Origin of the sequence: Streptomyces qaidamensis (assembly GCF_001611795.1) — a bacterium.
GTDB classification, from domain to species: Bacteria; Actinomycetota; Actinomycetes; order Streptomycetales; family Streptomycetaceae; genus Streptomyces; species Streptomyces qaidamensis.
In genome coordinates this window covers 6268198-6293070 of record NZ_CP015098.1, presented here as the reverse complement: position 1 = coordinate 6293070, position 24873 = coordinate 6268198, and the positions used below count along the sequence as shown (strand labels likewise).

The window sequence follows — 24873 nt, the reverse complement described above, 5'->3', positions numbered from 1 at the left end:
TGCGCGCGCATCACAGACGGTTCACTCGATGCCCCGGCTCTCCTCCAGGTACGCCAGTGCCCCCACCGGCTCCTCGGCGAAGAACACCAGGTCGGTGAGGGGGCGGGGCAGGAAGCCCTCGGCGTCCATGCGGCGGAACTGCTCCTTCAGGCCGTCGTAGAAGCCCGCCGTGTTGAGCAGGACCACCGGCTTGTCGGTGTGCCCGTGCTTCTTCAGCTCCAGGATCTCGGTCGCCTCGTCGAGCGTGCCCGTTCCGCCGACCATGATCACCACGGCGTCGGCCCTCTCCAGGAGCAGCTTCTTGCGCTCGGCGAGGTCCTTCGCGACGACCATCTCGTCGACGCCCGGGCGGGCCTTGGCCGCGAGGAACTGCACGGAGACGCCGGCCAACCGGCCGCCCGCCTCCTGCACCCCGTCTGCGACCACCTTCATCAGGCCGACGTCGGAGCCGCCCCATACGAGCGTGTGACCGCCCTTGCCCAGGAGCGTGGCGAACTCCCGCGCGGGGCGCGTGTAACGCTCGTCGAGGTCGGCGGCGGACAGGAAGACACAGATGTTCATGAACCCACCGTACGGGCCCGGTCCACCGTGACGGTGACCCGCATTTTGGACTGCCGGTGCGGCAGGCGCTCCCAGTCGTCCATGAACCGGGCGTCCAGGCCGTGCCGCGCGGCGAGATCGGTGAGGGTCCGCGTCCGGTAGTAGAAGTCCTCGTGCAGGACTTGGTGCTCCTCGCCCTCGGTGCGGTCGAAGGTGAAGTCGAAGAACCCGCCGGGCGCGAGGATCCGGCCGACGTTCGCGAAGCACTCTTCGATGACGTGCAGCGGCGAGTGCGAGAAGACGCTGTGCGCGTGCACGACGTCGAAGTGCGCGTCCGGCAGGAAGGCGAAGGTGAGGTCGCCGGCGAGCGCCAGGTAGGGCAGCTTGGGCTGGAGCTTCTCGGCGACGAGGGTGTCCTGGGCGGCGAGCAGGATGTGCGGCGAGATGTCGATGCCGTAGTAGTGCCCGGTGTCGAGGTGGTCGATGAACAGCCGTCCGGCGCGCAGGTTGCCGCAGCCGATCTCCAGCATCCGGTGGTGCGGCTTCAGGCCGTGGCCCACCAGGTAGTCGAACTGCATGCGGCCGATCCGCGCCCACTGCTCGCGCGAGGGGTTGTGACCCACCGCCGCCTCGGCGCTGCGGGCCGCGTCCGAGGCCATCACGGCCCGGTAGTAGGCGATGTGGTCGGGATGGCGCAGCCGCAGCCACGCGTCGCGCACCGCACGCCGGGCGTGCGCGGGCACGCGCTCGGGGTGGTGCAGGGCGTACCGGACCTGGTGGAGCAGGTGGGAGCGGTTTCCGGCAGCCGGTTCCTTGGCGCGCATGGGGGCCTCCTGCGGCGAGGGAAGAACTCCGCTTCAGACTGCGCTGTACCGGAGGAGTCGGCTACCCAAGGAGGGGCGATCGTGACGACAGGGCATCGCATCACCATCGAGCGCAGCGACCGGCACGTGCGCGTGGTGCACGGCGGACAGGTGCTGGCGGAGAGCGACCGGTCGCTGGTGCTGCGCGAGACGGGCTGTCCCGAGCGGTACTACATCCCGCCCGAGGACGTGGCGCTGGACCTGCTGACGCCGTCCGACGCGCAGACGTACTGCCCGTTCAAGGGCACCGCCTCCTACTGGTCCCTGCCGGACGCGGAGAACCTCGTCTGGGCGTACCCGGACCCCAAGCCGGACGTCGCCGAGATCAGGGACCACCTGTGCTTCTACGAGGTGGAATTGTTCTGATCGGCTGACGCGCCGCCCGCCTCATCGATGAACACCGCGGCGTGCGGCAGTCTGCATGAGCATGGACAAGAAGATCCTTTCGCGTGACGGCACCCGCATCGCCTACGAGAGCACCGGCCGCGGTCCCGCGGTCGTCCTGGTGAGCGGCGCGATGTCGACGGGCGGCACCCTGGCGCCGCTCGCCGTGTCACTCTCGGAGCGTTTCCAGGCCGTGGTGTACGACCGCCGGGGCCGCGGCGCCAGCGCGGACACCGCGCCGTACGCCGTGGAGCGTGAGGTCGAGGACCTGGCCGCGGTGATCGAGGCGGTGGGTGGCGAGGCGCTCCTGTACGGCACCTCCTCGGGCGGCGCTCTGGCGCTGGAGGCGGCGGCGAGCGGACTGCCGGTGCGGCGCGTGGCGGTCTACGAGACGCCGTTCGCGATGTCCGAGGAGGGCGCCAGAGAGCGTGCGCAGTACACCGAGCGGCTGACGGAGGCGCTCGGCGAGGGGCGGCGCGGGGACGCGGTCGAGCTGTTCCTGCGGCTGACCGGTCTTGCCGAGGGAGTGATCCAGGGCGCCCGGCAGTCCCCCATGTGGGCCGGAATGGAGGCGATGGCCACGAGCCTCGCCTACGACGACGCCGTGATGGGCGACGGCACCGTCCCCCGCTCCCGGCTGGGCTCGGTCGGCGTCCCGGTCCTGGCCGTCGCGGGTGACGCGAGCCCCTCCTGGCTGCGCGAGGCGGCCCGGGCGATCGCGGACTCCGTCCCCGAGGGCACGTACCGCACGCTCCAGGGACAGACGCACATGGTCGAGCCGAACGTGCTGGCGCCGGTGCTGACGGAGTTCTTCAGCCGGGACTGACGGAGTTCTCCGGCCCGGATCGACGGGTTCCCCGGCCGGGGCCGAGGCGGGCGGCACGAAGGCACGCGCGCGTGGAGCCCGCCCCTGTCCCGCCAGTGGGATCAGGCCACGCCCGCCGTCGCCCGGGTCGTCGCCGCGATCGTCGCCGAGCCCACCACGCGCGTGCCGTCGTACAGCACGATCGCCTGGCCGGGGGCGACGCCGCGGACGGGCTCGGCGAACGTGACCTCCAGGGAGCCGTCGACGAGCTCGGCGGTCACCTCGGTCTCGCCGCCGTGGGCGCGCAGCTGGGCCGTGTAGGTGCCGGGGCCGGTGGGGGCGGCGCCGCACCAGCGGGGCTTGATCGCGGTCAGGGCGCCGACGTCCAGGGCGGACGCCGGGCCGACGGTCACCGTGTTGTCCACCGGGGAGATGTCGAGGACGTAGCGCGGCTTGCCGTCGGGGGCGGGGGTGCCGATGCGCAGGCCCTTGCGCTGGCCGATGGTGAAGCCGTACGCGCCCTCGTGCGTGCCGAGCTTGGCGCCGGACTCGTCGACGATGTCGCCCTCGGAGCGGCCGAGCCGGTTCGCGAGGAAGCCCTGGGTGTCGCCGTCGGCGATGAAGCAGATGTCGTGCGAGTCGGGCTTCTTCGCCACGGCCAGGCCCCTGCGCTCGGCCTCGGCGCGGATCTCGTCCTTGGTGGTGACGGTGTCGCCGAGCGGGAACAGGGCGTGGGCGAGCTGCCGGTCGTCCAGGACGCCGAGGACGTACGACTGGTCCTTGGCCATGTCGGAGGCGCGGTGCAGCTCGCGGGTGCCGTCCTCGCGCACGATCACCTGGGCGTAGTGGCCCGTGCAGACCGCGTCGAAGCCCAGCGCGAGCGCCTTGTCGAGGAGAGCGGCGAACTTGATCTTCTCGTTGCAGCGCAGGCAGGGGTTGGGCGTGCGGCCGGCCTCGTACTCGGCGACGAAGTCCTCGACGACGTCCTCACGGAAGCGGTCGGCGAGGTCCCACACGTAGAACGGGATGCCGATCACGTCCGCGGCGCGGCGGGCGTCGCGTGAGTCCTCGATGGTGCAGCAGCCCCGCGCGCCGGTCCGGAAGGACTGGGGGTTGGCGGAGAGCGCGAGGTGGACGCCGGTCACGTCGTGGCCCGCTTCGGCCGCGCGGGCGGCGGCGACGGCGGAGTCGACACCGCCGGACATGGCGGCCAGGACGCGGAGGGGGCGGGGGCGCTGCGGGGTCTCAGTCATAACCCTTCCAGGGTAAGGGGACGCGGGAACCAGGACCGCCGGGTATCCGTTGACGATCACATGGGACAGCGGAAGGCCTCGAGGGACGGCGACCGGAAGGTCGGCCGCCGCGCGCTGCTGATCGGTGGCACGGTGGCGGCGGCGGGCTCCGCCGTGCTGGCCCGGGACGAGCTGGCGCGGCTGTGGTGGCGCACTCCGGGCGTCGAGAAGCCGCGCGAGGCGGGCGCGGTCGACTACGCGGGCGCGCGCTGGGTGGCGGCGTCGGACGCGAACTGGCGCCGCGCGGACCGCCCCGACGACTTCGGCATAGACATGGTGATCGTGCATGTCACGCAGGGCAGCTTCGACAGCGCCGTGAAGGCCTTCCGGGACCCGGGGCACAAGGCGGCCACGCATTACATCGTCCGCCAGGACGGGCACGTCACGCAGATGATCCGCGAGCTGGACGTGGCCTACCACGCGGGCAACCGCGACTACAACGAACGCAGCGTCGGCATCGAGCACGAGGGCTTCGTGGACCGCCCGCAGGACCTCACGGACGAGATGTACGAGGCCTCGGCCCGTCTCACGGCCCGGATCTGCGCCCGCTACGACATACCCGTCGACCGCGAGCACATCATCGGCCACGTGGAGGTCCCGGGCACGGACCACACGGACCCCGGCCCGCACTGGGACTGGGACAAGTACATGCGCCTGGTGCGCCGGGCGCGCACGTCGCCGGCCTGACCGGTCGGAACAGGGCGGCGACGAGCGCGACGGCCGGTGCGGGCCCCTGGCCGAGGGCCCCGCGCCACAGCCGGGAGAACCACAGGGCGAAGACGGCGGCGGACACCACGAGGAATCCGCGAAGGCAGAAGACGCAGAGGCAGAATCCGCAGAGGTCAGGGGACGCCGCGCGCCCCTCCCGCGCCGTGCGCTACGTCAGCCCGGCCGCCCTGGCCCGTTCCACCGCGGGGCCGATGGCTTTCGCCAGGGCCTCGACGTCGGCCTCGGTGGAGGTGTGGCCGAGGGAGAAGCGCAGGGTGCCGCGGGCCAGGTCGGGGTCGGTGCCGGTGGCGAGGAGGACGTGGCTGGGCTGGGCGACGCCGGCGGTGCAGGCGGAGCCGGTGGAGCATTCGATGCCCTGGGCGTCGAGGAGGAGCAGCAGGGAATCGCCCTCGCAGCCGGGGAAGGTGAAGTGCGCGTTGGCCGGGAGGCGCCCCTCCGGGTCCGGGTCGCCGCCGAGGATCGCGTCCGGCACGGCGGAACGGACCGCGCTGACGAGGGAGTCGCGCAGGGCGCCGATCTCGCGGGCGAACCACTCGCGCTGCTCGGCGGCCAGCCGCCCGGCGACGGCGAAGGAGGCGATGGCCGGGACGTCGAGGGTTCCGGAGCGCACATGGCGTTCCTGACCGCCGCCGTGCAGGACCGGCACGGGGGTGTGCTCACGGCCGAGGATCAGCGCGCCGATGCCGTAGGGGCCGCCGATCTTGTGGCCCGAGACCGTCATCGCGGCGAGGCCCGAGGCGGCGAAGTCGACGGGGATCTGACCGAAGGCCTGGACGGCGTCGGAGTGCAGCGGGACTGCGAACTCGGCTGCCACGTCTGCGAGTTCACGGACGGGCAGGATCGTCCCGATCTCGTTGTTCGCCCACATGACGGTGGCGAGGGCCACGTCGTCGGGGTTGCGGGCGATCGCCTCGCGCAGGGCGTCCGGGTGGACGCGGCCGTGGGAGTCGACCGGCAGGTACTCGACGGTGGCGCCCTCATGTTCGCCGAGCCAGTGCACGGCGTCGAGGACCGCGTGGTGCTCGACGGGGCTGGCGAGGACGCGGGTGCGGGCCGGGTCGGCGTCACGGCGTGACCAGTAAAGGCCCTTGACGGCGAGGTTGTCGGCCTCCGTGCCGCCCGAGGTGAGGACGACCTCGCTGGGGCGGGCGCCGAGGGCTTCGGCGAGGGTATCGCGGGCCTCCTCGACGGTGCGGCGGGCCTGCCTGCCGGATGCGTGGAGGGAGGACGCGTTGCCGGTGGCACCCAGCTGCGCGGTGAGCGCCTCTGCCGCCTCCGGGAGCATCGGGGTGGTCGCGGCGTGGTCGAGGTAAGCCATGGTGAGCCCGATTCTACGGCTCCCCTTCGACCGGCCTCAGAGCAAGGCTGGTCGAACGTGGACCGCCGTACGGCGCTGCGACGGCCCGTCGTCCCCGGGCCCGGCCGCGGCGTACCGGCTCACGGTTGTCCGACGGCCACTCAGAAGCTCCACGAGATGGTGCTGTCGAACTCCATGAAGGCGGCGAGGACCAGCAGGTCGGCGACGCCCAGGCCCAGGCCCAGCAGCGCGCGGCCGCGGCGCTCGGTGCCGCGCCACAGGGCGATACTCGCCAGCACGATGGCGATCGGGCCGAGGAAGAGGTTGAGCACGAGCAGGCCGAGCAGGCCGAGGATGAAGGACGCGACGGCCATGCCGTCGGTGTCACGGATGCCGGTGCGGCGCGAGGCGGGGGCGGTGAGCTGCATGATGATCGACTCCTGAAGTCGGTTCGAGGGGTGGCGGACGGTGTCAGTGGGCCTGCGTGTGGCGCCGGCGGCCACGCTCGCGGACCGCGAAGATGCCGAGCCAGACGGCGATGACGGCGCCCGCGGCCAGGGAGAAGGTGAGCGGCGCGTGGGCCACGGTGCCCAGGACGACACCCAGCAGCAGGAGTGCGGCGACGATGAACAGCACGGGAAACAGCCCCCAAGATTTCGGTGAACGGTTGTGGTTACAGTTGTTCACTGACTTCCCAGTCTAGCGCTACTCATGACTTTCCAATTCCAGAGAACAGTTGTTAACTGCATGGTATGAGTCACACCCTCGGCATCCGGCAGGCCCAGAAGCAGAAGACCCGGCAGGCACTCCTGGACGCGGCCCTGGCGCTGCTGGAGGAGCAGAGCCTGAGCAGCCTGGGACTGCGGGAGGTCACCCGCGCCGTCGGCGTCGCCCCGACGGCCTTCTACCGCCACTTCCGCTCCACGGCGGATCTGGGCGTGGCCCTGGTCGAGGAGGCGCTGGGCAGCCTGCACCCGATGATCCGGACGACGGTGTCCACGACGGGTGACCCCGAAGAACGCGTCGCGCGCGCCATCGACCTGATCGCCCGTCACGTCGACGGGTACCCCGCCCATGTCCGGTTCATCGCCCGTGAACGACATGGCGGCGTCCAGCCGGTCCGGGAGGCGATACGGGACCAACTGGCCCGCTTCGCCCAGGAGGTCAAGGCCGAGCTGGCCAAGGACCTGGTCTCACGCGGCTGGAGCGAGGACGACCTGCTGATGCTCGCGCACCTCTACGTCGACCAGATGCTGAGCACGGCGTCGCTGTTCCTGGAGGCCCTGGAGGGGCCGGAGGAGGAGCGCGCGGACCGGACCCGGCACGTCACACAGCTGGCGACCCGCCAGATGCGGCTGATCGGCCTCGGCCGGCAGCACTGGCTGGATTGACCCCCTCGGGCGAGGCGCACACACGCGCATCCGCACAACGCACAGGGGCGGCGCGCCCGTTCGCCGGGCGCACCGCCCCTGCCCTACCCCGGGCGGAACCGGCGCCTCCACTACGCCTGCTGCTCCTTCTGCGACTGCTGAGGCTGCTGCCCCTGCCCCTGCCCGCCCGCGGCCTGGCCGCCGCCACCCGGGCCGCCGCAGCCGCCTCCCCGGCCGCCACCGGGACCGCCCTGGCCGCCCTGACCGCCTCCCGGCGCGCCGCCGGGCATCCCCGAAGGAGCCCCGGACGGTGTACCCGTGGGCTCGGCTCCCGCGGAGGCGGCACCCGAGGGAGCTCCGGAAGGGGCGCCGGAAGCCGCTCCCGAGGCCGCCCCCGACGGCGCCTGACAGGCCTGCCGCTGCCCGGACCCGACGCCGCTGTTCGAGGACGACGAGGAGTCACCCGACCCACAGGCCGCCAGGGCCAGGGGCGAGAGCGCCGGCAGGGCCACGAGGGGAAGGAGACGCGCACGCTTCATGGGAGACAACTCCGGGGAGGGCGAGGAAGACCTGAGGCGAGAACTCAACCAACCCCGCTTGGGCCTTCCTTGGGGCCGCCCTGTGACCTGCCTGTCAGCGCGGCAGAGTTCAGCCCAGCCGGACCCGCGCCAGCTGCCGGGACTGCGCGACCAGCCGGTCCGCGCTGTCCCACACCTCGGCGTCCTCCTCCAGGAAGCCACCGGCGAGGTTGCGCGTGGTGATCGACACCCGCAGCGGACCCGGCGCCGGACGGCAGCGCACGTGCACGGTCAGCTCGACCGTGGGGACCCAGCCCTTCAGCCCGATCTCGAAGGCGGTGGGCGGCAGCGCGTCCACCGCGAGCAGCAGGGACAGCGGGTCGGGGTCGCGCCCGTCCGCGAGGCCGAACCAGGACCGCATCTCGCCCTTGCCGGAGGGCTGCCCGAGGGCCCAGCCGAGGGTCGAGGGGTCGAGCTTGAGCATCAGCCGGTCCGCGATGGCCGAGCTGCCGTCGACGGGTGCGGGTCCGTCCTGCGGGCCGAAGCAGTGCTCCATCGGCGGGATCGCGGGGGGCCGGGCCGTCGTACGGACGTCGTCGGGCAGGGTGTCCAGGTCGCCGTAGGAGGCCAGCACGCGGATGCGTTCCACCTCGCGGCCCTCGTCGTCGTACTGGAAGAGGGAGGCCTGGCCGGTCGACAGGGTGCGGCCGGTGCGGACGACGTCCGTGCGGACGACCGCCGGGCCGGGCTGGGACGCGGTCAGGTAGTGCGCCGAGATCGTGAAGGGGTCGGCGTGCGGCAGGGCGTCCGCGAGGGCGCGGCCGAGGACGGCCAGCAGGTAGCCGCCGTTGACGGCGCTGATGATCGTCCAGCCGGCGGAGAGGTCGATGTCGTAGACGCCGGGCGCGCGGCGGGTGAGCGCGGTGTCACGGTCGAACTCGCTGTCGCCGATCGTGGCCCGGACGGCCGGGGCGGTGGCTGCTTCTGGCATGGCTGAACAGTACAAGATGTTACTACTAAGCGGTAGCTTTGCTCATCGGGCAGGCCGGGGTCACGCCTTGGTGAGACACGGGCAATTTCTCGGTAAGTGTCCGACTCGTCCGTAAACCCCGGAACCGGTCCCGGCCTCTGTAGGGGCATGAGCCTCACCGGGACACCGTTTCTCTGCACGCTGGTCGTGCTGTCCGTCGCCGCCCTCGTCAGTCCGCTGGTCCTCTGGTCGCGCATCCGCGGGCCCAGGGCCCTGCGCACCGCGGCCCGGGCGCTGATGCTGCTGTTCGCGCAGGGGACGGCCGTGGCCCTGGTCTTCACGCTGGTCAACAACGCCAACGACCTGTACGACAACTGGGCCGACCTGCTCGGCACCGGCGACCACGTGCAGCAGGCCGCCGACCTGGGCACCGACGGCACCGGCGGCATCGCGCTCACGAAGCTGCCCAGGGTGCGGCAGACCTTCGCGCCGGCCACCGGACCCGGGATGAGCGCGGCCGGCGGGGTGCGGGTGACCCAGCTCCGGGGCCGGGTGTCCGGGGTGAACGCCGAGGTCTACGTCTGGCTGCCGCCCCAGTACCGCGAACCGGCCTACCGGCACTACCGGTTCCCGGTCGTGGAGCTGCTGCCCGGCTACCCCGGTTCGGCGAAGGCGTGGTTCGGCTCGCTGCACGCGCACGAACAGCTGGAGCCGCTGATGCGCGACGGCCGGGTGGCCCCGTTCATCCTGGTCGCGCCCCGCACCAACCTGCTGGCCGGGGTGGACACCGGCTGCGCCAACATCCCGGGCACGGTCGACGCCGACACCTGGCTCAGCGTCGACGTGCCGAAGATGGTCATGGACAACTTCCGCGCCCAGGCCGCCCCGCGGGGCTGGGCCGTCGCCGGCTACTCGGCCGGGGCGCACTGCGCGGCCCGGCTCGCCATCGCCCACCCCGGCCGCTACCGGGCGGCCGTCAGCCTGTCCGGCTACAACGACCCGATCGGCGAACGCGACTCGCTCACCGCGCAGAGCGCCGCCCTGCGCGCCGAGAACAACCCGTACCTGATGCTGCGCAGGTCCCCCGTCCCGCCGCGCGTCGCGCTGTACCTCTCCGGCCAGCCGCACGACGGCTATGAGGCCGCCGTGGCCCTGGAGCAGACCGCGAAGGCCCCGACGACCGTGCACGTGGTGTACATCCCCAAGAGCGCGGGCGGTCACAACATGGCGCTGTGGCGGCCGCAGGTGGTCCCGGTGTTCCGCTGGCTGACCCAGCAGATGGGCGCCCGGCCCGTCACGGCAGGACGGGCTGCTCCTCCTCGCTCACCGTCGAACGCCGGTGCCACGCCCGCGGAGCTCGCCAGTGGTACCGCATCGCGAGCAGGCGCAGTACGAAGGCGGTGATCACCGCGAGTGAGCTGGTGAGCGGGTTCAGGGCGTCGTACCGGATGCACAGGGCGGCCAGGGCGGAGCCGACGATGGCCGGGACGGCGTACAGGTCGCGGTCCCAGCGCAGCAGCGAGGGAACCTCGTTGGCGAGCACGTCCCGCAGCACGCCGCCGCCCACGGCGGTGGTCAGCCCCAGACCGGCGGAGGCGGTCAGGCCGAGCCCGTACTCGTACGCCTTGATCGTGCCGGCGACGCAGAACAGGCCGAGGCCGGCCGCGTCGAAGACGTTCACCGCGACCTGGATGCGCTCGACCTGGGGATGCAGGAAGAAGACGAGGAGGGTGGCGAGCAGCGGGGTGAGGAAGTACCCCAGGTCCGTGAAGGCGGCGGGCGGTACGGCTCCGATGACCAGGTCGCGGAAGAGCCCGCCGCCCAGCGCGGTGACCTCGGCGAGGACGGCCATGCCGAACACGTCGAAGTTCTTGCGCACGGCCAGCAGGGCGCCGGAGATCGCGAAGACGAAGATGCCGATCAGGTCGAGCGTGTGCTGGACGGACGGGCTGAAGAGTTGCTGGAGCACACGGGCATTTTCCCCCACGGGTGAGCCCCCGCCCTGATGTGCGAGGGCGGGGGCTCGGCCTGTGCGAAGGGGGGCTCGGCCGGACTCACTTCTCCACGGGGGTGGCGCCGCCGTTCTCCACGGCGACCTCCTTGGCCGAGGACAGCAGCTTGGTGTCCTGCGGCTGCTGGTCCTCGAAGTTCTCCGGGTGGTGACAGGCGACCTGCTGCCCGGCCCGCAGCTCCTTGAGCGGCGGCTCGGTCGTCTTGCAGATCTCCGTCGCCTTCCAGCAGCGGGTGTGGAAGCGGCAGCCGCTCGGCGGGGCGATCGGCGAGGGCACGTCGCCCTTGAGCAGGATGCGCTCGCTCTTGACGCCCCGGCGCTTGGGATCCGGGATCGGCACGGCCGACAGCAGCGCCTTGGAGTAGGGGTGCATGGGCGACTTGTACAGCTTGTCGCGGTCGGCCAGCTCGACGATCTTGCCGAGGTACATCACCGCGATCCGGTCCGAGACGTGCCGGACGACCGACAGGTCGTGCGCGATGATCACGTACGTCAGGCCCAGCTCCTCCTGGAGGTCGTCCAGCAGGTTCACCACCTGCGCCTGGATCGACACGTCCAGCGCGGAGACCGGCTCGTCCGCCACGACCAGCTTGGGGTTGAGCGCGAGCGCGCGGGCGATGCCGATGCGCTGGCGCTGGCCGCCGGAGAACTCGTGCGGATAGCGGTTGTAGTGCTCGGGGTTGAGGCCGACCACCGACAGCAGCCGCTGGACCTCCTTCTTCACGCCGCCCTCGGGGTCGACGCCCTGGAGCCGGAAGGGGGCGCTGACGATCGTGCCGATCGTGTGGCGGGGGTTCAGCGAGGAATACGGGTCCTGGAAGATCATCTGCACGTCGCGGCGCATGGGGCGCAGCTCGCCGGTCTTCAGGTGGGTGATGTCCTTGCCCTGGAACTCGACCGAGCCGCCGGTCGGTTCGAGCAGCCGGGTGATCAGCCGGCCCATGGTGGACTTGCCGCAGCCCGACTCACCGACGACGCCGAGCGTCTCGCCCTTGCGCACCTCGAAGTCGATGCCGTCGACGGCGCGCACCGCGCCGGTCTGCCGCTGGAGCAGGCCCTTGCGGATCGGGAAGTGCTTCTGAAGGCCGGTCACCTTCAGCAGGACCTCGCCGTCGGCGGTGGCGCCCTCGGTGAGGGTGCTCCCGCTGGTGTCCGGTGTGCTCACCGTTTTGTCGTCGCTCACAGCTTCGGCGCAATCTCTTCGGTCCAGATACGCTCCCGCTGCTCCTGCGTCATGTGGCAGGCGGCCCAGTGCGAGCCGCCGACCTCGGTCAGCTCGGGGCGGACCGTGCGGGTGACGTTGTCCTTCGGGATGTCCGCGTACGGGCAGCGCGGGTGGAAGGCGCAGCCGGACGGGAGGTTGATGAGGGAGGGCGGCGCGCCCTTGATCGGGATGAGCCGGTCGGTCTCCTCGCGGTCCAGACGCGGCATCGAGCCGAGCAGGCCCCAGGTGTAGGGGTGGCGGGGCTCGGAGAACACGTCCTCGGCGGGGCCGCGCTCGATGCACCGGCCGCCGTACATGACCAGCAGGTCGTCGGCCATCTCGGCGACCACACCGAGGTCGTGGGTGATCATGATGACCGCGGAGCCGAACTCCTTCTGCAGATCGTGGATCAGGTCGAGGATCTGCGCCTGCACGGTGACGTCCAGGGCGGTGGTCGGCTCGTCGGCGATGAGCAGCTCGGGGTTGTTCACCAGCGACATGGCGATCATGGCGCGCTGGCGCATACCGCCGGAGAACTCGTGCGGGTAGCCGTCGACGCGTTTGGCCGGCTCGGGGATGCCGACGCGGTCGAGCATCTCGATCGCCCGCTGTTTGGCCGCCTTCTTGCTGACGTCGTGGTGGACGCGGTACGCCTCGACGATCTGCTGCCCGACCGAGTAGTACGGGTGCATCGCCGACAGCGGGTCCTGGAAGATCATGGCCATCTTCCGGCCGCGCAGTCGCCGTACGGCGTCGGGGTCGGCCGCGATCAGCTCCTGGCCGTCCAGCCAGACCTCGCCGGAGACCTTGGCGCGCGCCGAGCGGTGCAGGCCCATCACGCCGAGCGAGGTGACCGACTTGCCGGAGCCCGACTCGCCCACGATGCCCAGGGTCTTGCCCTTGCGCACGTCGAAGCTGACGCCGTCGACGGACTTGACCAGACCGTCGTCGGTGTCGAAGTGGATGCGCAGATCACGGACGGACAGGAACACGTCGTCCGGGACGGACGCGGCGGTGGTGTCCGGTTCGCCGAGCGCGGCTTTGTCGAGCTTGCTCACGAGTACCTCACCCGGGGGTCGATGGCGGCGTACACCAGGTCGACGATCAGATTGCAGAAGACGATGAAGAACGCGGCGACCATCGTCACGCCCATGATGATCGGCAGGTCGTTCGTCTGGATGGACTGGATGGCGTAGGCACCGATGCCCTGGAGCGAGAAGACGGTCTCCGTGAGCACCGCGGAGCCGATGAGGATGCCGAAGTCCATGCCGAAGATCGTGACGATCGGGGTGAGCGCGGAGCGCAGGCCGTGCTTGGCCACGACCGTGGTCTCCTTCAGGCCCTTGGCCCGGGCCGTTCTGATGTAGTCCTCGCTCATCGTCTCCAGCATGCCCGCCCGGGTGAGCCGGGCGTAGAGCGCGGAGAAGAGGAAGGCGAGGCTGATCCAGGGCAGCACCAGGTGCCAGGCCCATTCCGCGGGGTTCTCGGTGAACGGGACGTAGTCGACGCTGTCCCAGATGGGGATCTCGTAGACGAAGAGCGCGAGCAGGATCTGGCCGGTGAAGAAGATCGGGAGCGAGACGCCGGCGAGGGCGATGAACATGGCGGTGCGGTCGATCGGCTTGCCCTTGCGCAGCGCCGAGATGACACCGGTCATGACACCGAAGACCACCCAGATCACCGCGGCACCGACGGCCAGCGACAAGGAGACGGGGATCCGCTCCAGGAGCTGGGGCCACACCTCGACGTGGTTCTTGAAGGAGTACCCGAAGCAGGGTGCGCTGCAGTGCGTCGCGTCGGGACCGAACCGGTAGTCCGCGCCCGCCACGATGCCCTTGACGAAGTTCCAGTACTGCTCGTAGACGGGCAGATCAAGCCCAAGGTTCTGCTTGATCGCGGCGACGGACTCGGGGTTCGCGTCCTTGCCCACGTACTGGGTGGCCAACTGGTCGGCCGTCTGGCCCCCGAGGCGGGGGACCAGGAAGAAGATGGCGAAGGTGACTGCGCTGACCACCAGCAGCAACAGCACCGCGCCCATGACGCGTCGGAGGATGTACGCAGCCACAGCTGTACGGCCCCGGGTGGCCGCGGCGGGATCGTCCGCCGCGGCCACCCGGTGCCTTCACCTGCCTTTCGAAAGGATCCGGCCTGCTGAATTACTTCGAGGAGCTCATCAGCAGGTAGTCGTACATGCCGAGGTAGGCCTGCGTGACCGTGACGTTGTTCGCGGACGCCGGCCGGAGCAGCAGGTTCTTGCGGTAGACCAGCGGGACGACCGAGGCGTTGTCGAGGACCATCTTGTCGATGTCACCCCAGGCCTTGGTGCGGGCCGCGTCGTCGGTGTTGGCGATCGCGTCCGTCAGGGCCTTGTTGATCTTCGGGTCGTCCAGCTCCATCAGGTTGTTGCCGCCCGAGGGCTTGATGGCCGCACCGTTGATGATCTGGTCGAGGAAGCCGTAGCCGGTCGGCCAGTCGGCGCCCCACGCCATCGAGAGCATGCCGAGCTTGTTGTCGTGGACGTAGCTCGGGACACCGGCGAAGTTGGAGAAGTACTTGCCGGAGGGGAACTGCTTGATCTCGACGTTGATGCCGATCTTCTTCAGCGACGCCTGGGTGGCGGTCGCCGCGGCGATCTCGGCGGGGCGGTCGGAGCGGGCGGTCAGGACGGTGTTGAAGCCGTTCGGCTTGCCGCACGCCTTCAGCGCCGCCTTGGCCTTGGCGACGTCACCCTTGTGACCGTCGGTCGCGTAGGTGTCGAACTTGGTGTAGCCGTTCACCGACGGCGGCAGCAGCGTGGTCGCCACGTCGCCCTTCGGGGAACCGCCCATGGCGTCGAGCACCGACTGCTTGTCGAGGCCCCACTGCACGGCCTTGCGGCAGTCGGCGTTGTCGAACGGCTTCACGTTCACGTTGAGCGCGATGTACTGCGTGGCGCCCGCGTAGGAGCTGTCGGTCTGGTTCGCGAGCTTGCCGCGCAGCACCTTCGGCTGGGTCTGCGGCTGCACACCCGTGCCGGCCGCGTCAGCCGTGATCTTGTCGGAGATCAGGTTGTTGTCGACCGTGACCGGGTTGACCTTGAACTTGACCGTGATCTTGTCCGGCAGGGCCTTGCGGACCGGGTCGGTCTTGGCGTCCCACTGCGGGTTGCGCACGAGGGTGGCGCCGCGGCCCTCCTCGTAGGACTGGAACTGGTACGGGCCGGAGGACTGGATGGCCTGCACGTACTTCGCGCCGGTGTCCTTCGCCTTCGGCACGGGGGCCGTCTGCGAGAACGTCGCCAGGTAGTCGAAGTCGGCGAACGGCTGCTTCAGCTTGAAGACGATCGTCCGGTCGTCCGGCGTCTCGATGGACTTGATGCCCTCGGCGGACTTGTCCTTGTACGGGCCCTTGTACTTGTCGCCGCCCTCAAGGTACGCCTTGAAGTAGGTCGGGCCGTTGGACAGCGCCTCGGGCGCGAAGTTGGAGCGCTCGATGGCGTACTTCACGTCCTTGGACGTCACCGGGGTGCCGTCCTGGAACTTCACACCCGCACGCAGCTTGTACGTCCAGGTCTTGGCGTCCGGGCTGGACTTGCCGAGTCCCTCGGCGAGGTCCGGCACGACCTCCAGGCCTTCCTTGCCCGCGGCCGGCTTGAACGTGGTGAGCGTCCTGCCGTAGAGCCGGGAGAAGTTCTGGACCCAGCCGTAGTACGTGTTGCCGGGGTCGAGGGAGTCCGGCACGTCCGAGTGCTCGTACGTGACCGTTCCTCCCTTCTTGTCCGACGCGTTGACGATCGAGTTCAGCGCGGCGTCCTTCTTGCCGTTGCCTCCCCCGTCGTTGTCGTCGCCTCCGCCGCCGCACGCGGCAGCACCGAGCGACAGTGCCAGGACCGACGCAACGCCGGCGGTCACCCTTCTCGTCTTCACTGAGGAAGCCCCCTCATTCGATGGATCACTTGCTGCGAGGGTCGAGGGCGTCACGCAGCCCGTCACCCAGCAGGTTGAAGGCCAGGACGGTGATGAAGATCGCCAGTCCGGGCACGAACATGTACTGCGGATCAGCCGTGTAGAGATCCACAGCGTTGCTGAGCATGCCGCCCCAGGAAGCCTGCGGCGGAGCGATACCGACGCCGAGGAAGCTCAGCGCGGCCTCGAACAGGATGTTCGTCGGGATGATCAGCGTCGCGTAGACGAGGATCGGTGCGACGAGGTTCGGGAGGAGCTCCCGGAACAGGACGTACGGGCCGCGCGCCCCGAGGCTCGTGGCCGCCTCGATGAACTCCCGCTTGCGCAGGGTCATCGTCTGGGCGCGCACGATGCGGCCGATGTACGGCCAGCTGAAGAAGCCGATCACGAAGATCAGCACGCAGATGCGCAGCGGCAGGCCTTCGAGGCCGAAGAACCCGTCCTGCACGGAGGCGGAGATCGAGATGGCGAACAGCAGCAGGGGGAAGGCCAGGAAGGTGTCCATCAGCCTGCTGATGACGCTGTCGATCCAGCCGCCGTAGTAGCCGGCGACGACACCGAGCACGGTGCCGATGCACACGGACAGCAGCGTGGCGCCGCCCGCGACCAGCAGGGAGACCCAGGAGCCGTCGATGATGCGGGCGAGCATGTCCCGGCCGTACTGAGGGTCCACGCCGAGCGGGTGGTCCCAACTCATGCCTCCCCAGCCGCCCTTGGGCGCGAGCAACGCGGGGTCGATGAGGTCCTGGTTGAACTCGTTGGGATCGAGGTTGAAGATCCACTGGATCGGCTTGGAGAACACCGCCATCAGCACGAGCAGGATGACGACGACGCCTCCCGCCATCGCCACCTTGTCCCGCTTGAAGCGCATCCAGGCGATCTGGCTGAGCGAACGCCCTTCGATCTGGCTCTTCTTGACCCCGGAGAGCACGGCCTCGGGCTGTGCTCCGGCTTCCGCCCCGGTGGTCTCGATCGGTGCGGTCACGGTGCGATTGACCCCTCTCGGGCCGGCGATCGCCGAGCCCCTGGCTGCCGCTGTAGCGGTTTTGTTTGTCTCGTACACGAGACCGACCCGGCCCGTGTCTTGCCGGGAGTCTTCAACGCTTTGGCGATCAGTTGCCAGACTTGGCGGTGAAAGGATGCGTAAACGTGATGCTGTCTGGGGAGTTCCGTTATCCGGACAGCGGGTAACACGGGTCGGACGCGCGAGGACAAGGGCATTTTAGGACATAGGCGATCAACCTGCCCCGATCTACGCGCGCAGAGCTGAATGACCGTCACGTTCGGAGGGTGGTGCGGGAGAGGCCGCGGAGGGTGGCTTCCGGCCGGTCAGTACCGGCCTTGGGCCGGCGGGTATCCGTAGCCGGAGGCCGGGGCCTGGACGGGTGCGGTGGCGTGGGCCTCGCGGTCGTAGAAGGGTCGCGCCGTCGCGCGCAGCCACATGGCGACCGGGTCGTGCTCGTCGGACATGGCGACGGTCGACACGGGGAGCCCGTCCGGCACGGCGCCGAGGGACTGCTGCATCATCGCGCGCACGGAGTCCACGGCCGGCGGCGAAGTGTCGTACACATCCAGTCCGATGGCGAGGTACGGCGCCCCGAGCGCGGGCTGCACCCAGGCGCGGCGCAGCGAGCGGACCGCCGGGGTGCGATGGGCGTTCTGCGCGAGCAGGGCGTAGAACTGCGGGATCTCGATGGCGGGTTCGGACAGCCGCAGGGGGCCAGCGGGCTGGCGGTCCAGGCCGGTGGCGATTCGGCGCAGGTCGAGCCAGGGGATGCCGACGCCGCCGCCGGGGGCGTGCGGGTTGAGCCAGAGGCCGTAGTGGTCGGGGTAGAGCGCACGGGCGACGTCGACGCCGTCGACCACCTCGTAGGAGCGGTTCCAGCCACTGGCGGAGAGCTCCTGGGCGGAGGTCACGCAGGGGGCGTAGCCAAAGCCGTCGACGTCCATGTTTCCGTACTGGGCGTCCGGGGAGCCGGCCTGGCCGTGCCACAGGAGCATCCAGATCTGGCCGGTGTGCGGGGTCGCGAGCGCGCGCAGGAGAGCCTCGTAGGCGTCGTAACGCCCGGGCGTGACCTGGCGCAGCATGTGCTCGACCTGTCCGGCCGCGGCCGTGCCGCTCGCGCTCACCTTTACCGCCCCTTCGTACAACGCCTCGACGGTGCCCTAGCTTAAGCCCGCAGGGGAGCCCGGGGTTTGACGCCGTCGGGCGGGTGCGGGTCGTGTGTGGTTGATCGCGCCGTTCCTCGCGCCCCTGAGCGGGCTGCCCTACCGCTGGTAGAAGGGCCGGACCCGGTCCCGCATCCAGGCGCCCACCGGGTCCTCGGCCACGTCCAGGAGGACGAGGTTGACCGGCCAGGGGGCCGGGACGGCGCTGACGGCACGGGTGAGGGCGTCCAGGGGGAGGGCGCGCAGGTCACCTTCCCACTGGGAGAGTTCGACGCCGACGAACATCACCGGGTCGGCGGTTTCGATGGCCGCGAGGCAGCGGCGGGCCGAGGCGACGACTCCGGTCGCCTCGAACTCCGCGGAGGCGGCGGCGAGGAAGTCCACCGGGTCCTCCTGCCAGTCCGGCTCGAAGAGGCGGACCCGGCCGCCGCTCGCCGGGCCGTCCAGCGGGGTCCGGCCGGCCCGGCACAGCTCGGCCACCGCGGGCGGCGGGAGCGGGATACCGACCACGCCACCCGGGTTGACGGCGATGCCGGCGTGCGGGGGCAGGCCGCGGGCGAACTCCACGGCGGGCGCGATGGTGTACGACATGTGGGAGCCGACGACCTGCCGGAACTGCTCCTCGGAGCTGAACACCGGCACGAACGCCTGGCCGTCCATCTCGATGCCGGGCAGGTCGAGGGGGCCGCTGTGCGGGCCGCCGCCGCTGGGCAGCGGAATCCACACGAAGCTCCGGCCGAGCACCTCGACGATCCGCCCGCCGGCCGCGGGTCCGGCGCCGAGGGAGGCCGAGAGCACCTCCTCCAGCTCGTTGCCGGGCCAACCGCCGTGCGGGTGGGTCTGCGTCTGCGCCGGGAAGTCCGCGGAGAAGCCCGCCGGGATGTCCATCTGCCTACCGCCTGCCTGGAACCACTGCTGTGGCTCAAAGGCTAACGGCTGACGCATGTCGCTGGGCATGACCGTGGCCGGCCTGTGGACGGCGAAGGCGGCTCAGCCCGTGAAGCCGATTCTCTGGAGCGTGTTCGCCGCGTCGCGGTCGGCGAGGACGGCCGAGCCGCAGCCGGAGGGGAGGGCGCCGCGTTCGACCGCGCGCAGGAGTCGGGTACTGGCCGCGCGGTGGCGCAGGAACGCGTAGCGCGAGACGCCGCGGCCCCGGTCGCGCTGGCCGGCCAGGGCCTGCTCGGGGGTGACGTCGAGCAGGAGCAGGTGGAGCGTGCCGCCCCGGCGGCGGGCCTCGCGGGCGAGCCAGCGGCGGACCCAGGCCTGGGTGCCGCAGTCGTGCACGACGACGCCCTCGCCGGTGCGCAGGGCGCGGCGCAGCCCGGCGTAGTGGGCGAGGCGGACGAGCGGGCGGTAGAGCGCGTACGGCAGGGCGCGCGGCATGCGGCGGGCCCAGCGGTCACGGGTGTCCTGGGAGTCGATGCGCCGGCCCGGCACGCTGCGCCGCATCAGCGTGGACTTGCCGCTGCCGGGCAGGCCCGTGACCACGACGAGGTCGCGGGGGCCGAAGAGCAGCGCGTGCGGGCTGCGGCCGGCGCGGTCGCGCAGATCACGGACGACCGGCACCGGCGCCGGGGCGCGGACCGCCCGGGCCGGAGTGGCCGGCTGCTCGGGCAGCGCGATGCCCGTCGTCGCGTACGCGGTGGTCCTGTTCACCGTGATTGTCCTCCCCTGGGGCCAGGTACGGAGTCCCATCCCCGCCGAGTGTAAAGAGAAGGTAATGCCGCAGGCCTCTCATTTACGTTCTCGTCCTGCAACAGGGCTGCTACAGGTCGCCGTGTCCGGCGGGCGGGACTCGTGCACTCCTGGGAAAGGTCCCCCTGCCGCGCCGGAAGGATGCGTGCAATGATGTGCGCGCCAACTGCATACCGGCCGTTCGAATCCGCGCGGGAGAGTCCCCAGCACCGCAAACGCTGGGGCGCCGAAGGAGCAAGTCCCTCCCTTGAATCTCTCAGGCCCCGTTACCGCGCGGGCGAGGCACATCTGAAAAGCGGGTCGCCCCCTGTCCTGGACGGGGACGCGGCTCCACCCAAGGTGCAAGCCATGGACCCGTGCGGTCATGGCGAACCTCTCAGGTTCCGATGACAGATGGGGAGGAACGCCCTCGCCCTCCCCCACGCTCGGCTCCGCTCGCGTGGGAGGTGCCCCCATCGCCCCTTGGAGACGACCGCCCGTGAGCAGTACAGGAGAACTCCGTCACACCGCGCTCGATGCCCTGCATCGTTCGCTCGGCGCGACGATGACCGACTTCGCCGGCTGGGACATGCCCCTGCGCTACGGCTCCGAGCGCGACGAGCACATCGCCGTGCGCACGAAGGCCGGCCTCTTCGACCTCTCCCACATGGGCGAGATCACCGTCACCGGCCCGCAGGCCGGCGCCCTCCTCGACTTCGCCCTGGTGGGCAACATCGGCGGTGTGAAGCCGGGCCGCGCCCGCTACACCATGATCTGCCGGGCCGACGGCGGCATCCTGGACGACCTGATCGTCTACCGCCTCGGCGAGACCGAGGCCGCTTCTTCCGAATACATGGTCGTCGCCAACGCCTCCAACGCCCAGGTCGTCCTGGACGCGCTGACCGAGCGCGCCGCCGGATTCGACGCCGAGGTGCGGGACGACCGGGACGCCTACGCGCTGCTGGCCGTCCAGGGGCCGCAGTCGCCCGGGATCCTGAAGTCCCTGACCGACGCCGACCTCGACGGCCTGAAGTACTACGCCGGGCTGCCCGGCACGGTCGCCGGCGTCCCGGCCCTGATCGCCCGGACCGGTTACACCGGCGAGGACGGCTTCGAGCTGTTCGTGAAGCCCGAGCACGCGGTCGAGTTGTGGCAGGCCCTGACCAAGGCCGGCGAGGGCGTCGGCCTGGTCCCCTGCGGGCTGTCCTGCCGCGACACGCTGCGCCTGGAGGCGGGCATGCCGCTGTACGGGCACGAGCTGTCGACCTCCCTCACGCCCTTCGACGCCGGGCTGGGCCGGGTGGTGAAGTTCGAGAAGGAGGGCGACTTCGTGGGGCGCGAGGCCCTGCGCGAAGCCGCCGCCCGCGCCGAGCAGAACCCGCCGCGCGTGCTGGTCGGGCTCGTCGCCGAGGGCCGCCGGGTGCCGCGCGCCGGGTACGCGGTCGTCGCCGGCGGCGAGGTGGTCGGCGAGGTCACCTCCGGCGCCCCCTCCCCCACTCTCGGCAAGCCGATCGCGATGGCGTACGTCGACGCCGCACACGCCGCGCCCGGCTCGGCCGGCGTGGGCGTGGACATCCGGGGCAGTCACGAGCCGTACGAGGTCGTGGCGCTGCCGTTCTACAGGCGTCAGAAGTAGACACTGGCCGGAGGGCCGCGACAGCGCCCCCGAGCCCGTCGTCCCAGCTCACCAGTAGTCCCCCTTCCACAGCACTCCCGCGCGTACAGGAGAATCCAGGCCATGAGCAACCCCAATGAGCTGCGCTACAGCAAGGAGCACGAGTGGCTGTCGGCCGCCGAGGACGGCGTCTCGACGGTCGGCATCACGGAGCACGCGGCCAACGCGCTCGGCGATGTCGTGTTCGTCCAGCTTCCCGAGGTCGGTGACTCGGTGTCCGCCGGCGAGACCTGCGGCGAGCTGGAGTCGACCAAGTCGGTGTCCGACCTGTACTCCCCCGTCTCCGGTGAGGTCACCGAGGTCAACGAGGACGTCGTGAACGACCCGTCGCTGGTGAACTCGGCCCCCTTCGAGGGCGGCTGGCTGTTCAAGGTGCGGATCACGGACGAGCCGGCCGACCTGCTCTCCGCCGACGAGTACACCGCGTTCTCCGCGGGCTGAGGAGTCGTAGCCGTATGTCCGTCCTGAACACACCCCTGCACGAGCTCGACCCCGCGGTCGCCGCCGCGGTCGACGCCGAGCTGCACCGTCAGCAGTCCACGCTCGAGATGATCGCCTCGGAGAACTTCGCGCCGGTCGCGGTCATGGAGGCGCAGGGCTCGGTCCTCACCAACAAGTACGCCGAGGGCTACCCGGGCCGCCGCTACTACGGCGGCTGCGAGCACGTCGACGTGGTCGAGCAGATCGCGATCGACCGCATCAAGGAGCTGTTCGGCGCCGAGCACGCCAACGTCCAGCCGCACTCGGGCGCCCAGGCCAACGCGGCCGCGATGTTCGCGCTGCTCAAGCCGGGCGACACCATCATGGGCCTGAACCTCGCGCACGGCGGGCACCTGACCCACGGCATGAAGATCAACTTCTCCGGCAAGCTCTACGACGTCGTCGCCTACCACGTGGGCGAGGACGGCCGGGTCGACATGGCCGAGGTCGAGCGGCTGGCGAAGGAGTCCCGGCCGAAGCTGATCGTCGCCGGCTGGTCGGCGTACCCGCGGCAGCTGGACTTCGCGGAGTTCCGCCGGATCGCGGACGAGGTCGGCGCGTACCTGATGGTCGACATGGCCCACTTCGCGGGGCTCGTGGCGGCCGGGCTGCACCCGAACCCGGTGCCGCACGCGCACGTGGTCACCACCACGACCCACAAGACCCTCGGCGGCCCGCGCGGCGGTGTGATCCTCTCCACGGCCGACCTGGCCAAGAAGATCAACTCCGCTGTCTTCCCCGGTCAGCAGGGCGGCCCGCTGGAGCACGTGATCGCCGCCAAGGCGGTCGCCTTCAAGGTCGCCGCCTCGGAGGACTTCAAGGAGCGCCAGCGCCGTACGCTGGACGGTGCCCGCATCCTGGCCGAGCGTCTGGTGAAGGACGACGTCCGGGCCGTGGGCGTGGACGTCCTGTCCGGCGGCACGGACGTGCACCTGGTCCTGGTCGACCTGCGCCACTCGGAGCTGGACGGCCAGCAGGCCGAGGACCGCCTCCACGAGGTGGGCATCACCGTCAACCGGAACGCGATCCCGAACGACCCGCGTCCGCCGATGGTGACGTCCGGTCTGCGGATCGGCACACCGGCCCTGGCGACCCGGGGCTTCGGCACCGAGGACTTCGCGGAGGTCGCGGACGTCATCGCCGAGGCGCTGAAGCCGACGTACGACGCGCAGGCCCTCAAGGCCCGGGTGAAGGCCCTGGCCGACAAGCACCCGCTGTACCCGGGTCTGAACAAGTAACGAAGAAACCTTTCGGGTGCCGCGCCCGCCACAAGCGGTCGCGGCACCCGCCCCCTCTGCACCACCCCGTAGTCAGGAGTTCCCCGTGGCCATCTCGGTCTTCGACCTGTTCTCGATCGGCATCGGCCCGTCCAGCTCCCACACCGTCGGCCCGATGCGGGCGGCCGGCCTGTTCGTCCGGCGGCTGCGCAACGAGGATCTCCTGCGGTCCGTCGCCTCGGTCCGCGCGGAGCTGTACGGCTCGCTCGGCGCGACCGGCCACGGCCACGGCACGCCCAAGGCGGTGCTGCTCGGCCTGGAGGGCGACTCGCCCCGCACGGTGGACGTCACGAGCGCCGACGACCGGGTGGAGGCGATCAGGACCGGCGGCCGGCTCAACCTGCTCAGCGAGCACGAGATCGCGTTCTCCTTCGACGACGACATGGTCCTGCACCGCCGCAAGACCCTGCCGTACCACGCGAACGGCATGACGCTCCGGGCGTACGACGCCTCCGGGGCGGAGCTGCTGACGAAGACGTACTACTCGGTCGGCGGCGGTTTCGTGGTCGACGAGGACGCGGTCGGGGCGGACCGCATCAAACTCGACGACACCGTGCTGAAGTACCCCTTCCGCACCGGCGACGAGCTGCTGCGCCTGACCGAGGAGACGGGCCTGTCGATCTCCGCGCTGATGCTGGAGAACGAGCGGGCCTGGCGCACCGAGGAGGAGATCCGCGAAGGCCTGCTGGAGATCTGGCAGGTGATGCGGGACTGCGTGGCGCGCGGACTGTCCCAGGAAGGCATCCTGCCGGGCGGTCTCAAGGTGCGCCGCCGGGCCGCGAACACCGCGCGCAAGCTGCGCTCCGAGGGCGACCCGCTGGCCCTCGCCATGGAGTGGATCACCCTCTACGCCATGGCGGTCAACGAGGAGAACGCCGCCGGCGGCCGGGTCGTCACCGCCCCCACGAACGGCGCGGCCGGCATCATCCCGGCGGTTTTGCACTACTACATGAACTTCGTGCCGGGCGCCGACGAGGAGGGTGTGGTCCGCTTCCTGCTCGCCGCGGGCGCGATCGGCATGCTCTTCAAGGAGAACGCCTCCATCTCCGGCGCCGAGGTCGGCTGCCAGGGCGAGGTCGGCTCCGCCTGCTCCATGGCCGCGGGCGCCCTGGCCGAGGTCCTCGGCGGCTCGCCCGAGCAGGTCGAGAACGCCGCCGAGATCGGCATGGAGCACAACCTCGGCCTCACCTGCGACCCGGTCGGCGGGCTGGTCCAGATCCCCTGCATCGAACGCAACGGCATGGCCGCGGTCAAGGCCGTCACGGCCGCCCGCATGGCGATGCGCGGCGACGGCTCCCACAAGGTGTCCCTGGACAAGGTCATCAAGACGATGAAGGACACCGGCGCGGACATGTCGGTGAAGTACAAGGAGACGGCCCGGGGCGGGCTGGCGGTGAACATCATCGAGTGCTAGGGCCTGTCCGGCGCGGGGAGTGCCATCACGTCCCGGCGCGGCGGAGCTCACGGTTCGTGAACCACTGACCGGCGCCGCAGCCGAGTTCGAGGGCGCGCCTGCCGGTGACGTCGCCCAGGGCGTTCAGGTGCGCGTCGGGGATGGAGTACATGCCTCACAGCCGGGGTGCGGCGCAGGGGCGGTCGACACGATGAGGGCACCGGCCGGCCTCACCTCGGTCCGGCCCTGGCTCGGCCCGTGATCCGCCGCACGGCCGT

At 70.8% G+C, this 24873-nt stretch carries 25 protein-coding genes, 1 pseudogene and 2 riboswitches; of the genes and pseudogenes, 9 read left to right on the top strand and 17 right to left on the bottom strand.

Translation table 11 applies throughout. From position 1 onward, the window contains the following. Positions 1–21 precede the first annotated feature (21 nt). On the bottom strand, positions 22–561 hold the full coding sequence (locus A4E84_RS28080; RefSeq protein WP_033313276.1) for an LOG family protein: 540 nt from the start codon (positions 559–561) through the stop codon (positions 22–24). Further along, positions 558–1364 (bottom strand): class I SAM-dependent methyltransferase, encoded by an 807-nt coding sequence (locus tag A4E84_RS28075; RefSeq protein ID WP_062929203.1) that lies wholly within the window; start codon positions 1362–1364, stop codon positions 558–560. The genes A4E84_RS28080 and A4E84_RS28075 overlap by 4 nt, the downstream gene beginning before the upstream one ends. 81 nt (positions 1365–1445) lie before the next feature. Between A4E84_RS28075 and A4E84_RS28070 the strand changes: the two genes are divergently transcribed. Beyond that, positions 1446–1769 (top strand): DUF427 domain-containing protein, encoded by a 324-nt coding sequence (locus A4E84_RS28070; RefSeq protein WP_062929202.1) that lies wholly within the window; start codon positions 1446–1448, stop codon positions 1767–1769. 61 nt (positions 1770–1830) lie between these two features. Beyond that, positions 1831–2613 (top strand): alpha/beta fold hydrolase, encoded by a 783-nt coding sequence (locus tag A4E84_RS28065; protein ID WP_062931644.1) that lies wholly within the window; start codon positions 1831–1833, stop codon positions 2611–2613. A 101-nt stretch (positions 2614–2714) separates the two neighbouring features. Here A4E84_RS28065 and mnmA read toward each other — a convergent pair whose 3' ends face one another. Next, positions 2715–3845, bottom strand: a complete 1131-nt coding sequence (gene mnmA / locus A4E84_RS28060) for a tRNA 2-thiouridine(34) synthase MnmA (RefSeq protein WP_062929201.1) — start codon at positions 3843–3845, stop codon at positions 2715–2717. A gap of 60 nt (positions 3846–3905) precedes the next feature. On the opposite strand from mnmA, the gene A4E84_RS28055 reads away from it, so the two are divergent. Next, positions 3906–4571 carry an N-acetylmuramoyl-L-alanine amidase gene (locus A4E84_RS28055; protein WP_062929200.1) on the top strand — a complete coding sequence of 222 codons (666 nt, stop codon included), beginning with the start codon at positions 3906–3908 and terminating at the stop codon, positions 4569–4571. A 190-nt stretch (positions 4572–4761) separates the two neighbouring features. Here A4E84_RS28055 and A4E84_RS28050 read toward each other — a convergent pair whose 3' ends face one another. From A4E84_RS28050 to A4E84_RS43540, 3 genes are all read right to left on the bottom strand, one after another. Then, a complete protein-coding gene (locus A4E84_RS28050; RefSeq protein ID WP_062929199.1) occupies positions 4762–5931 on the bottom strand; it encodes a cysteine desulfurase family protein in 1170 nt (389 codons plus the stop codon). Between the two features lie 140 nt (positions 5932–6071). Then, a complete protein-coding gene (locus A4E84_RS28045) occupies positions 6072–6338 on the bottom strand; it encodes a hypothetical protein (protein WP_033313286.1) in 267 nt (88 codons plus the stop codon). Positions 6339–6381: 43 nt separating this feature from the next. Further along, the gene (locus A4E84_RS43540; RefSeq protein WP_107308391.1) at positions 6382–6546 is read right to left on the bottom strand and encodes a hypothetical protein; all 165 of its coding nucleotides are present in this window, start codon (positions 6544–6546) and stop codon (positions 6382–6384) included. A gap of 116 nt (positions 6547–6662) precedes the next feature. Here A4E84_RS43540 and A4E84_RS28040 point away from each other — a divergent pair, with 116 nt between their 5' ends. Next, complete coding sequence (locus A4E84_RS28040) at positions 6663–7301, top strand: TetR family transcriptional regulator (RefSeq protein ID WP_062929198.1); 639 nt, start codon at positions 6663–6665, stop codon at positions 7299–7301. 627 nt (positions 7302–7928) lie between these two features. Here the strand turns inward: A4E84_RS28040 and A4E84_RS28035 are convergent. Continuing rightward, complete coding sequence (locus tag A4E84_RS28035) at positions 7929–8789, bottom strand: thioesterase family protein (protein ID WP_062929197.1); 861 nt, start codon at positions 8787–8789, stop codon at positions 7929–7931. Positions 8790–8936: 147 nt separating this feature from the next. Here A4E84_RS28035 and A4E84_RS28030 point away from each other — a divergent pair, with 147 nt between their 5' ends. Beyond that, on the top strand, positions 8937–10172 hold the full coding sequence (locus tag A4E84_RS28030; RefSeq protein WP_062929196.1) for an alpha/beta hydrolase: 1236 nt from the start codon (positions 8937–8939) through the stop codon (positions 10170–10172). Here A4E84_RS28030 and A4E84_RS28025 read toward each other — a convergent pair. The 9 genes from A4E84_RS28025 to A4E84_RS27985 all read right to left on the bottom strand — a co-directional run bounded on the left by A4E84_RS28025 (position 10063) and on the right by A4E84_RS27985 (position 19752). After that, the gene (locus A4E84_RS28025; RefSeq protein WP_062929195.1) at positions 10063–10737 is read right to left on the bottom strand and encodes a trimeric intracellular cation channel family protein; all 675 of its coding nucleotides are present in this window, start codon (positions 10735–10737) and stop codon (positions 10063–10065) included. The two genes, A4E84_RS28030 and A4E84_RS28025, sit on opposite strands and share 110 nt — an antisense overlap. 85 nt (positions 10738–10822) lie before the next feature. After that, positions 10823–11962, bottom strand: coding sequence for an ABC transporter ATP-binding protein (locus tag A4E84_RS28020; RefSeq protein ID WP_062929194.1), 1140 nt, complete (start codon positions 11960–11962; stop codon positions 10823–10825). Further along, on the bottom strand, positions 11959–13041 hold the full coding sequence (locus A4E84_RS28015; protein ID WP_062929193.1) for an ABC transporter ATP-binding protein: 1083 nt from the start codon (positions 13039–13041) through the stop codon (positions 11959–11961). Before A4E84_RS28015 ends, A4E84_RS28020 begins: the two co-directional genes overlap by 4 nt. After that, positions 13038–14048, bottom strand: coding sequence for an ABC transporter permease (locus A4E84_RS28010; protein ID WP_062931643.1), 1011 nt, complete (start codon positions 14046–14048; stop codon positions 13038–13040). The genes A4E84_RS28015 and A4E84_RS28010 overlap by 4 nt, the downstream gene beginning before the upstream one ends. Before the next feature lie 91 nt (positions 14049–14139). Beyond that, positions 14140–15873: an ABC transporter substrate-binding protein gene (locus tag A4E84_RS28005; protein WP_237305014.1), complete on the bottom strand. Its 1734-nt coding sequence runs from the start codon at positions 15871–15873 to the stop codon at positions 14140–14142. Positions 15874–15913: 40 nt separating this feature from the next. After that, entirely contained in the window at positions 15914–16912 is a 999-nt protein-coding gene (locus A4E84_RS28000; RefSeq protein WP_062929191.1) for an ABC transporter permease, read from the bottom strand. 344 nt (positions 16913–17256) lie between these two features. Continuing rightward, the gene (locus A4E84_RS27995; RefSeq protein WP_062929190.1) at positions 17257–18057 is read right to left on the bottom strand and encodes an enhanced serine sensitivity protein SseB C-terminal domain-containing protein; all 801 of its coding nucleotides are present in this window, start codon (positions 18055–18057) and stop codon (positions 17257–17259) included. 138 nt (positions 18058–18195) lie between these two features. Beyond that, the gene (locus A4E84_RS27990; RefSeq protein ID WP_062929189.1) at positions 18196–18984 is read right to left on the bottom strand and encodes an enhanced serine sensitivity protein SseB; all 789 of its coding nucleotides are present in this window, start codon (positions 18982–18984) and stop codon (positions 18196–18198) included. A gap of 102 nt (positions 18985–19086) precedes the next feature. Continuing rightward, the gene (locus tag A4E84_RS27985) at positions 19087–19752 is read right to left on the bottom strand and encodes an AAA family ATPase (RefSeq protein WP_062929188.1); all 666 of its coding nucleotides are present in this window, start codon (positions 19750–19752) and stop codon (positions 19087–19089) included. 221 nt (positions 19753–19973) lie between these two features. After that, positions 19974–20073, top strand: a riboswitch (glycine riboswitch). Beyond that, a riboswitch (glycine riboswitch) is annotated at positions 20074–20194 on the top strand. A gap of 75 nt (positions 20195–20269) precedes the next feature. Between A4E84_RS27985 and gcvT the strand changes: the two genes are divergently transcribed. The 4 genes from gcvT to A4E84_RS27965 all read left to right on the top strand — a co-directional run bounded on the left by gcvT (position 20270) and on the right by A4E84_RS27965 (position 24616). Next, positions 20270–21406, top strand: a complete 1137-nt coding sequence (gcvT, locus tag A4E84_RS27980; protein WP_062929187.1) for a glycine cleavage system aminomethyltransferase GcvT — start codon at positions 20270–20272, stop codon at positions 21404–21406. Positions 21407–21508: 102 nt separating this feature from the next. Next, complete coding sequence (gcvH, locus tag A4E84_RS27975) at positions 21509–21886, top strand: glycine cleavage system protein GcvH (protein WP_062929186.1); 378 nt, start codon at positions 21509–21511, stop codon at positions 21884–21886. Positions 21887–21900: 14 nt separating this feature from the next. Further along, entirely contained in the window at positions 21901–23163 is a 1263-nt protein-coding gene (gene glyA / locus A4E84_RS27970; RefSeq protein WP_062929185.1) for a serine hydroxymethyltransferase, read from the top strand. Positions 23164–23248: 85 nt separating this feature from the next. Next, positions 23249–24616 (top strand): L-serine ammonia-lyase, encoded by a 1368-nt coding sequence (locus A4E84_RS27965; RefSeq protein WP_062929184.1) that lies wholly within the window; start codon positions 23249–23251, stop codon positions 24614–24616. Positions 24617–24677: 61 nt separating this feature from the next. Here A4E84_RS27965 and A4E84_RS45265 read toward each other — a convergent pair. Beyond that, positions 24678–24788, bottom strand: a pseudogene (locus A4E84_RS45265) (class I SAM-dependent methyltransferase); the annotation flags it as partial. Positions 24789–24873 lie beyond the last annotated feature (85 nt).

Coding starts and splice junctions, on each gene's coding strand:
- A4E84_RS28080 (WP_033313276.1), bottom strand. CDS start 561: ATGAACATCTGTGTCTTCCTGTCCGCCGCCGACCTCGACGAGCGTTAC.
- A4E84_RS28075 (WP_062929203.1), bottom strand. CDS start 1,364: ATGCGCGCCAAGGAACCGGCTGCCGGAAACCGCTCCCACCTGCTCCAC.
- A4E84_RS28065 (WP_062931644.1), top strand. CDS start 1,831: ATGGACAAGAAGATCCTTTCGCGTGACGGCACCCGCATCGCCTACGAG.
- mnmA (WP_062929201.1), bottom strand. CDS start 3,845: ATGACTGAGACCCCGCAGCGCCCCCGCCCCCTCCGCGTCCTGGCCGCC.
- A4E84_RS28055 (WP_062929200.1), top strand. CDS start 3,906: ATGGGACAGCGGAAGGCCTCGAGGGACGGCGACCGGAAGGTCGGCCGC.
- A4E84_RS28050 (WP_062929199.1), bottom strand. CDS start 5,931: ATGGCTTACCTCGACCACGCCGCGACCACCCCGATGCTCCCGGAGGCG.
- A4E84_RS28045 (WP_033313286.1), bottom strand. CDS start 6,338: ATGCAGCTCACCGCCCCCGCCTCGCGCCGCACCGGCATCCGTGACACC.
- A4E84_RS28040 (WP_062929198.1), top strand. CDS start 6,663: ATGAGTCACACCCTCGGCATCCGGCAGGCCCAGAAGCAGAAGACCCGG.
- A4E84_RS28035 (WP_062929197.1), bottom strand. CDS start 8,789: ATGCCAGAAGCAGCCACCGCCCCGGCCGTCCGGGCCACGATCGGCGAC.
- A4E84_RS28030 (WP_062929196.1), top strand. CDS start 8,937: ATGAGCCTCACCGGGACACCGTTTCTCTGCACGCTGGTCGTGCTGTCC.
- A4E84_RS27990 (WP_062929189.1), bottom strand. CDS start 18,984: ATGGACATCCCGGCGGGCTTCTCCGCGGACTTCCCGGCGCAGACGCAG.
- gcvH (WP_062929186.1), top strand. CDS start 21,509: ATGAGCAACCCCAATGAGCTGCGCTACAGCAAGGAGCACGAGTGGCTG.
- glyA (WP_062929185.1), top strand. CDS start 21,901: ATGTCCGTCCTGAACACACCCCTGCACGAGCTCGACCCCGCGGTCGCC.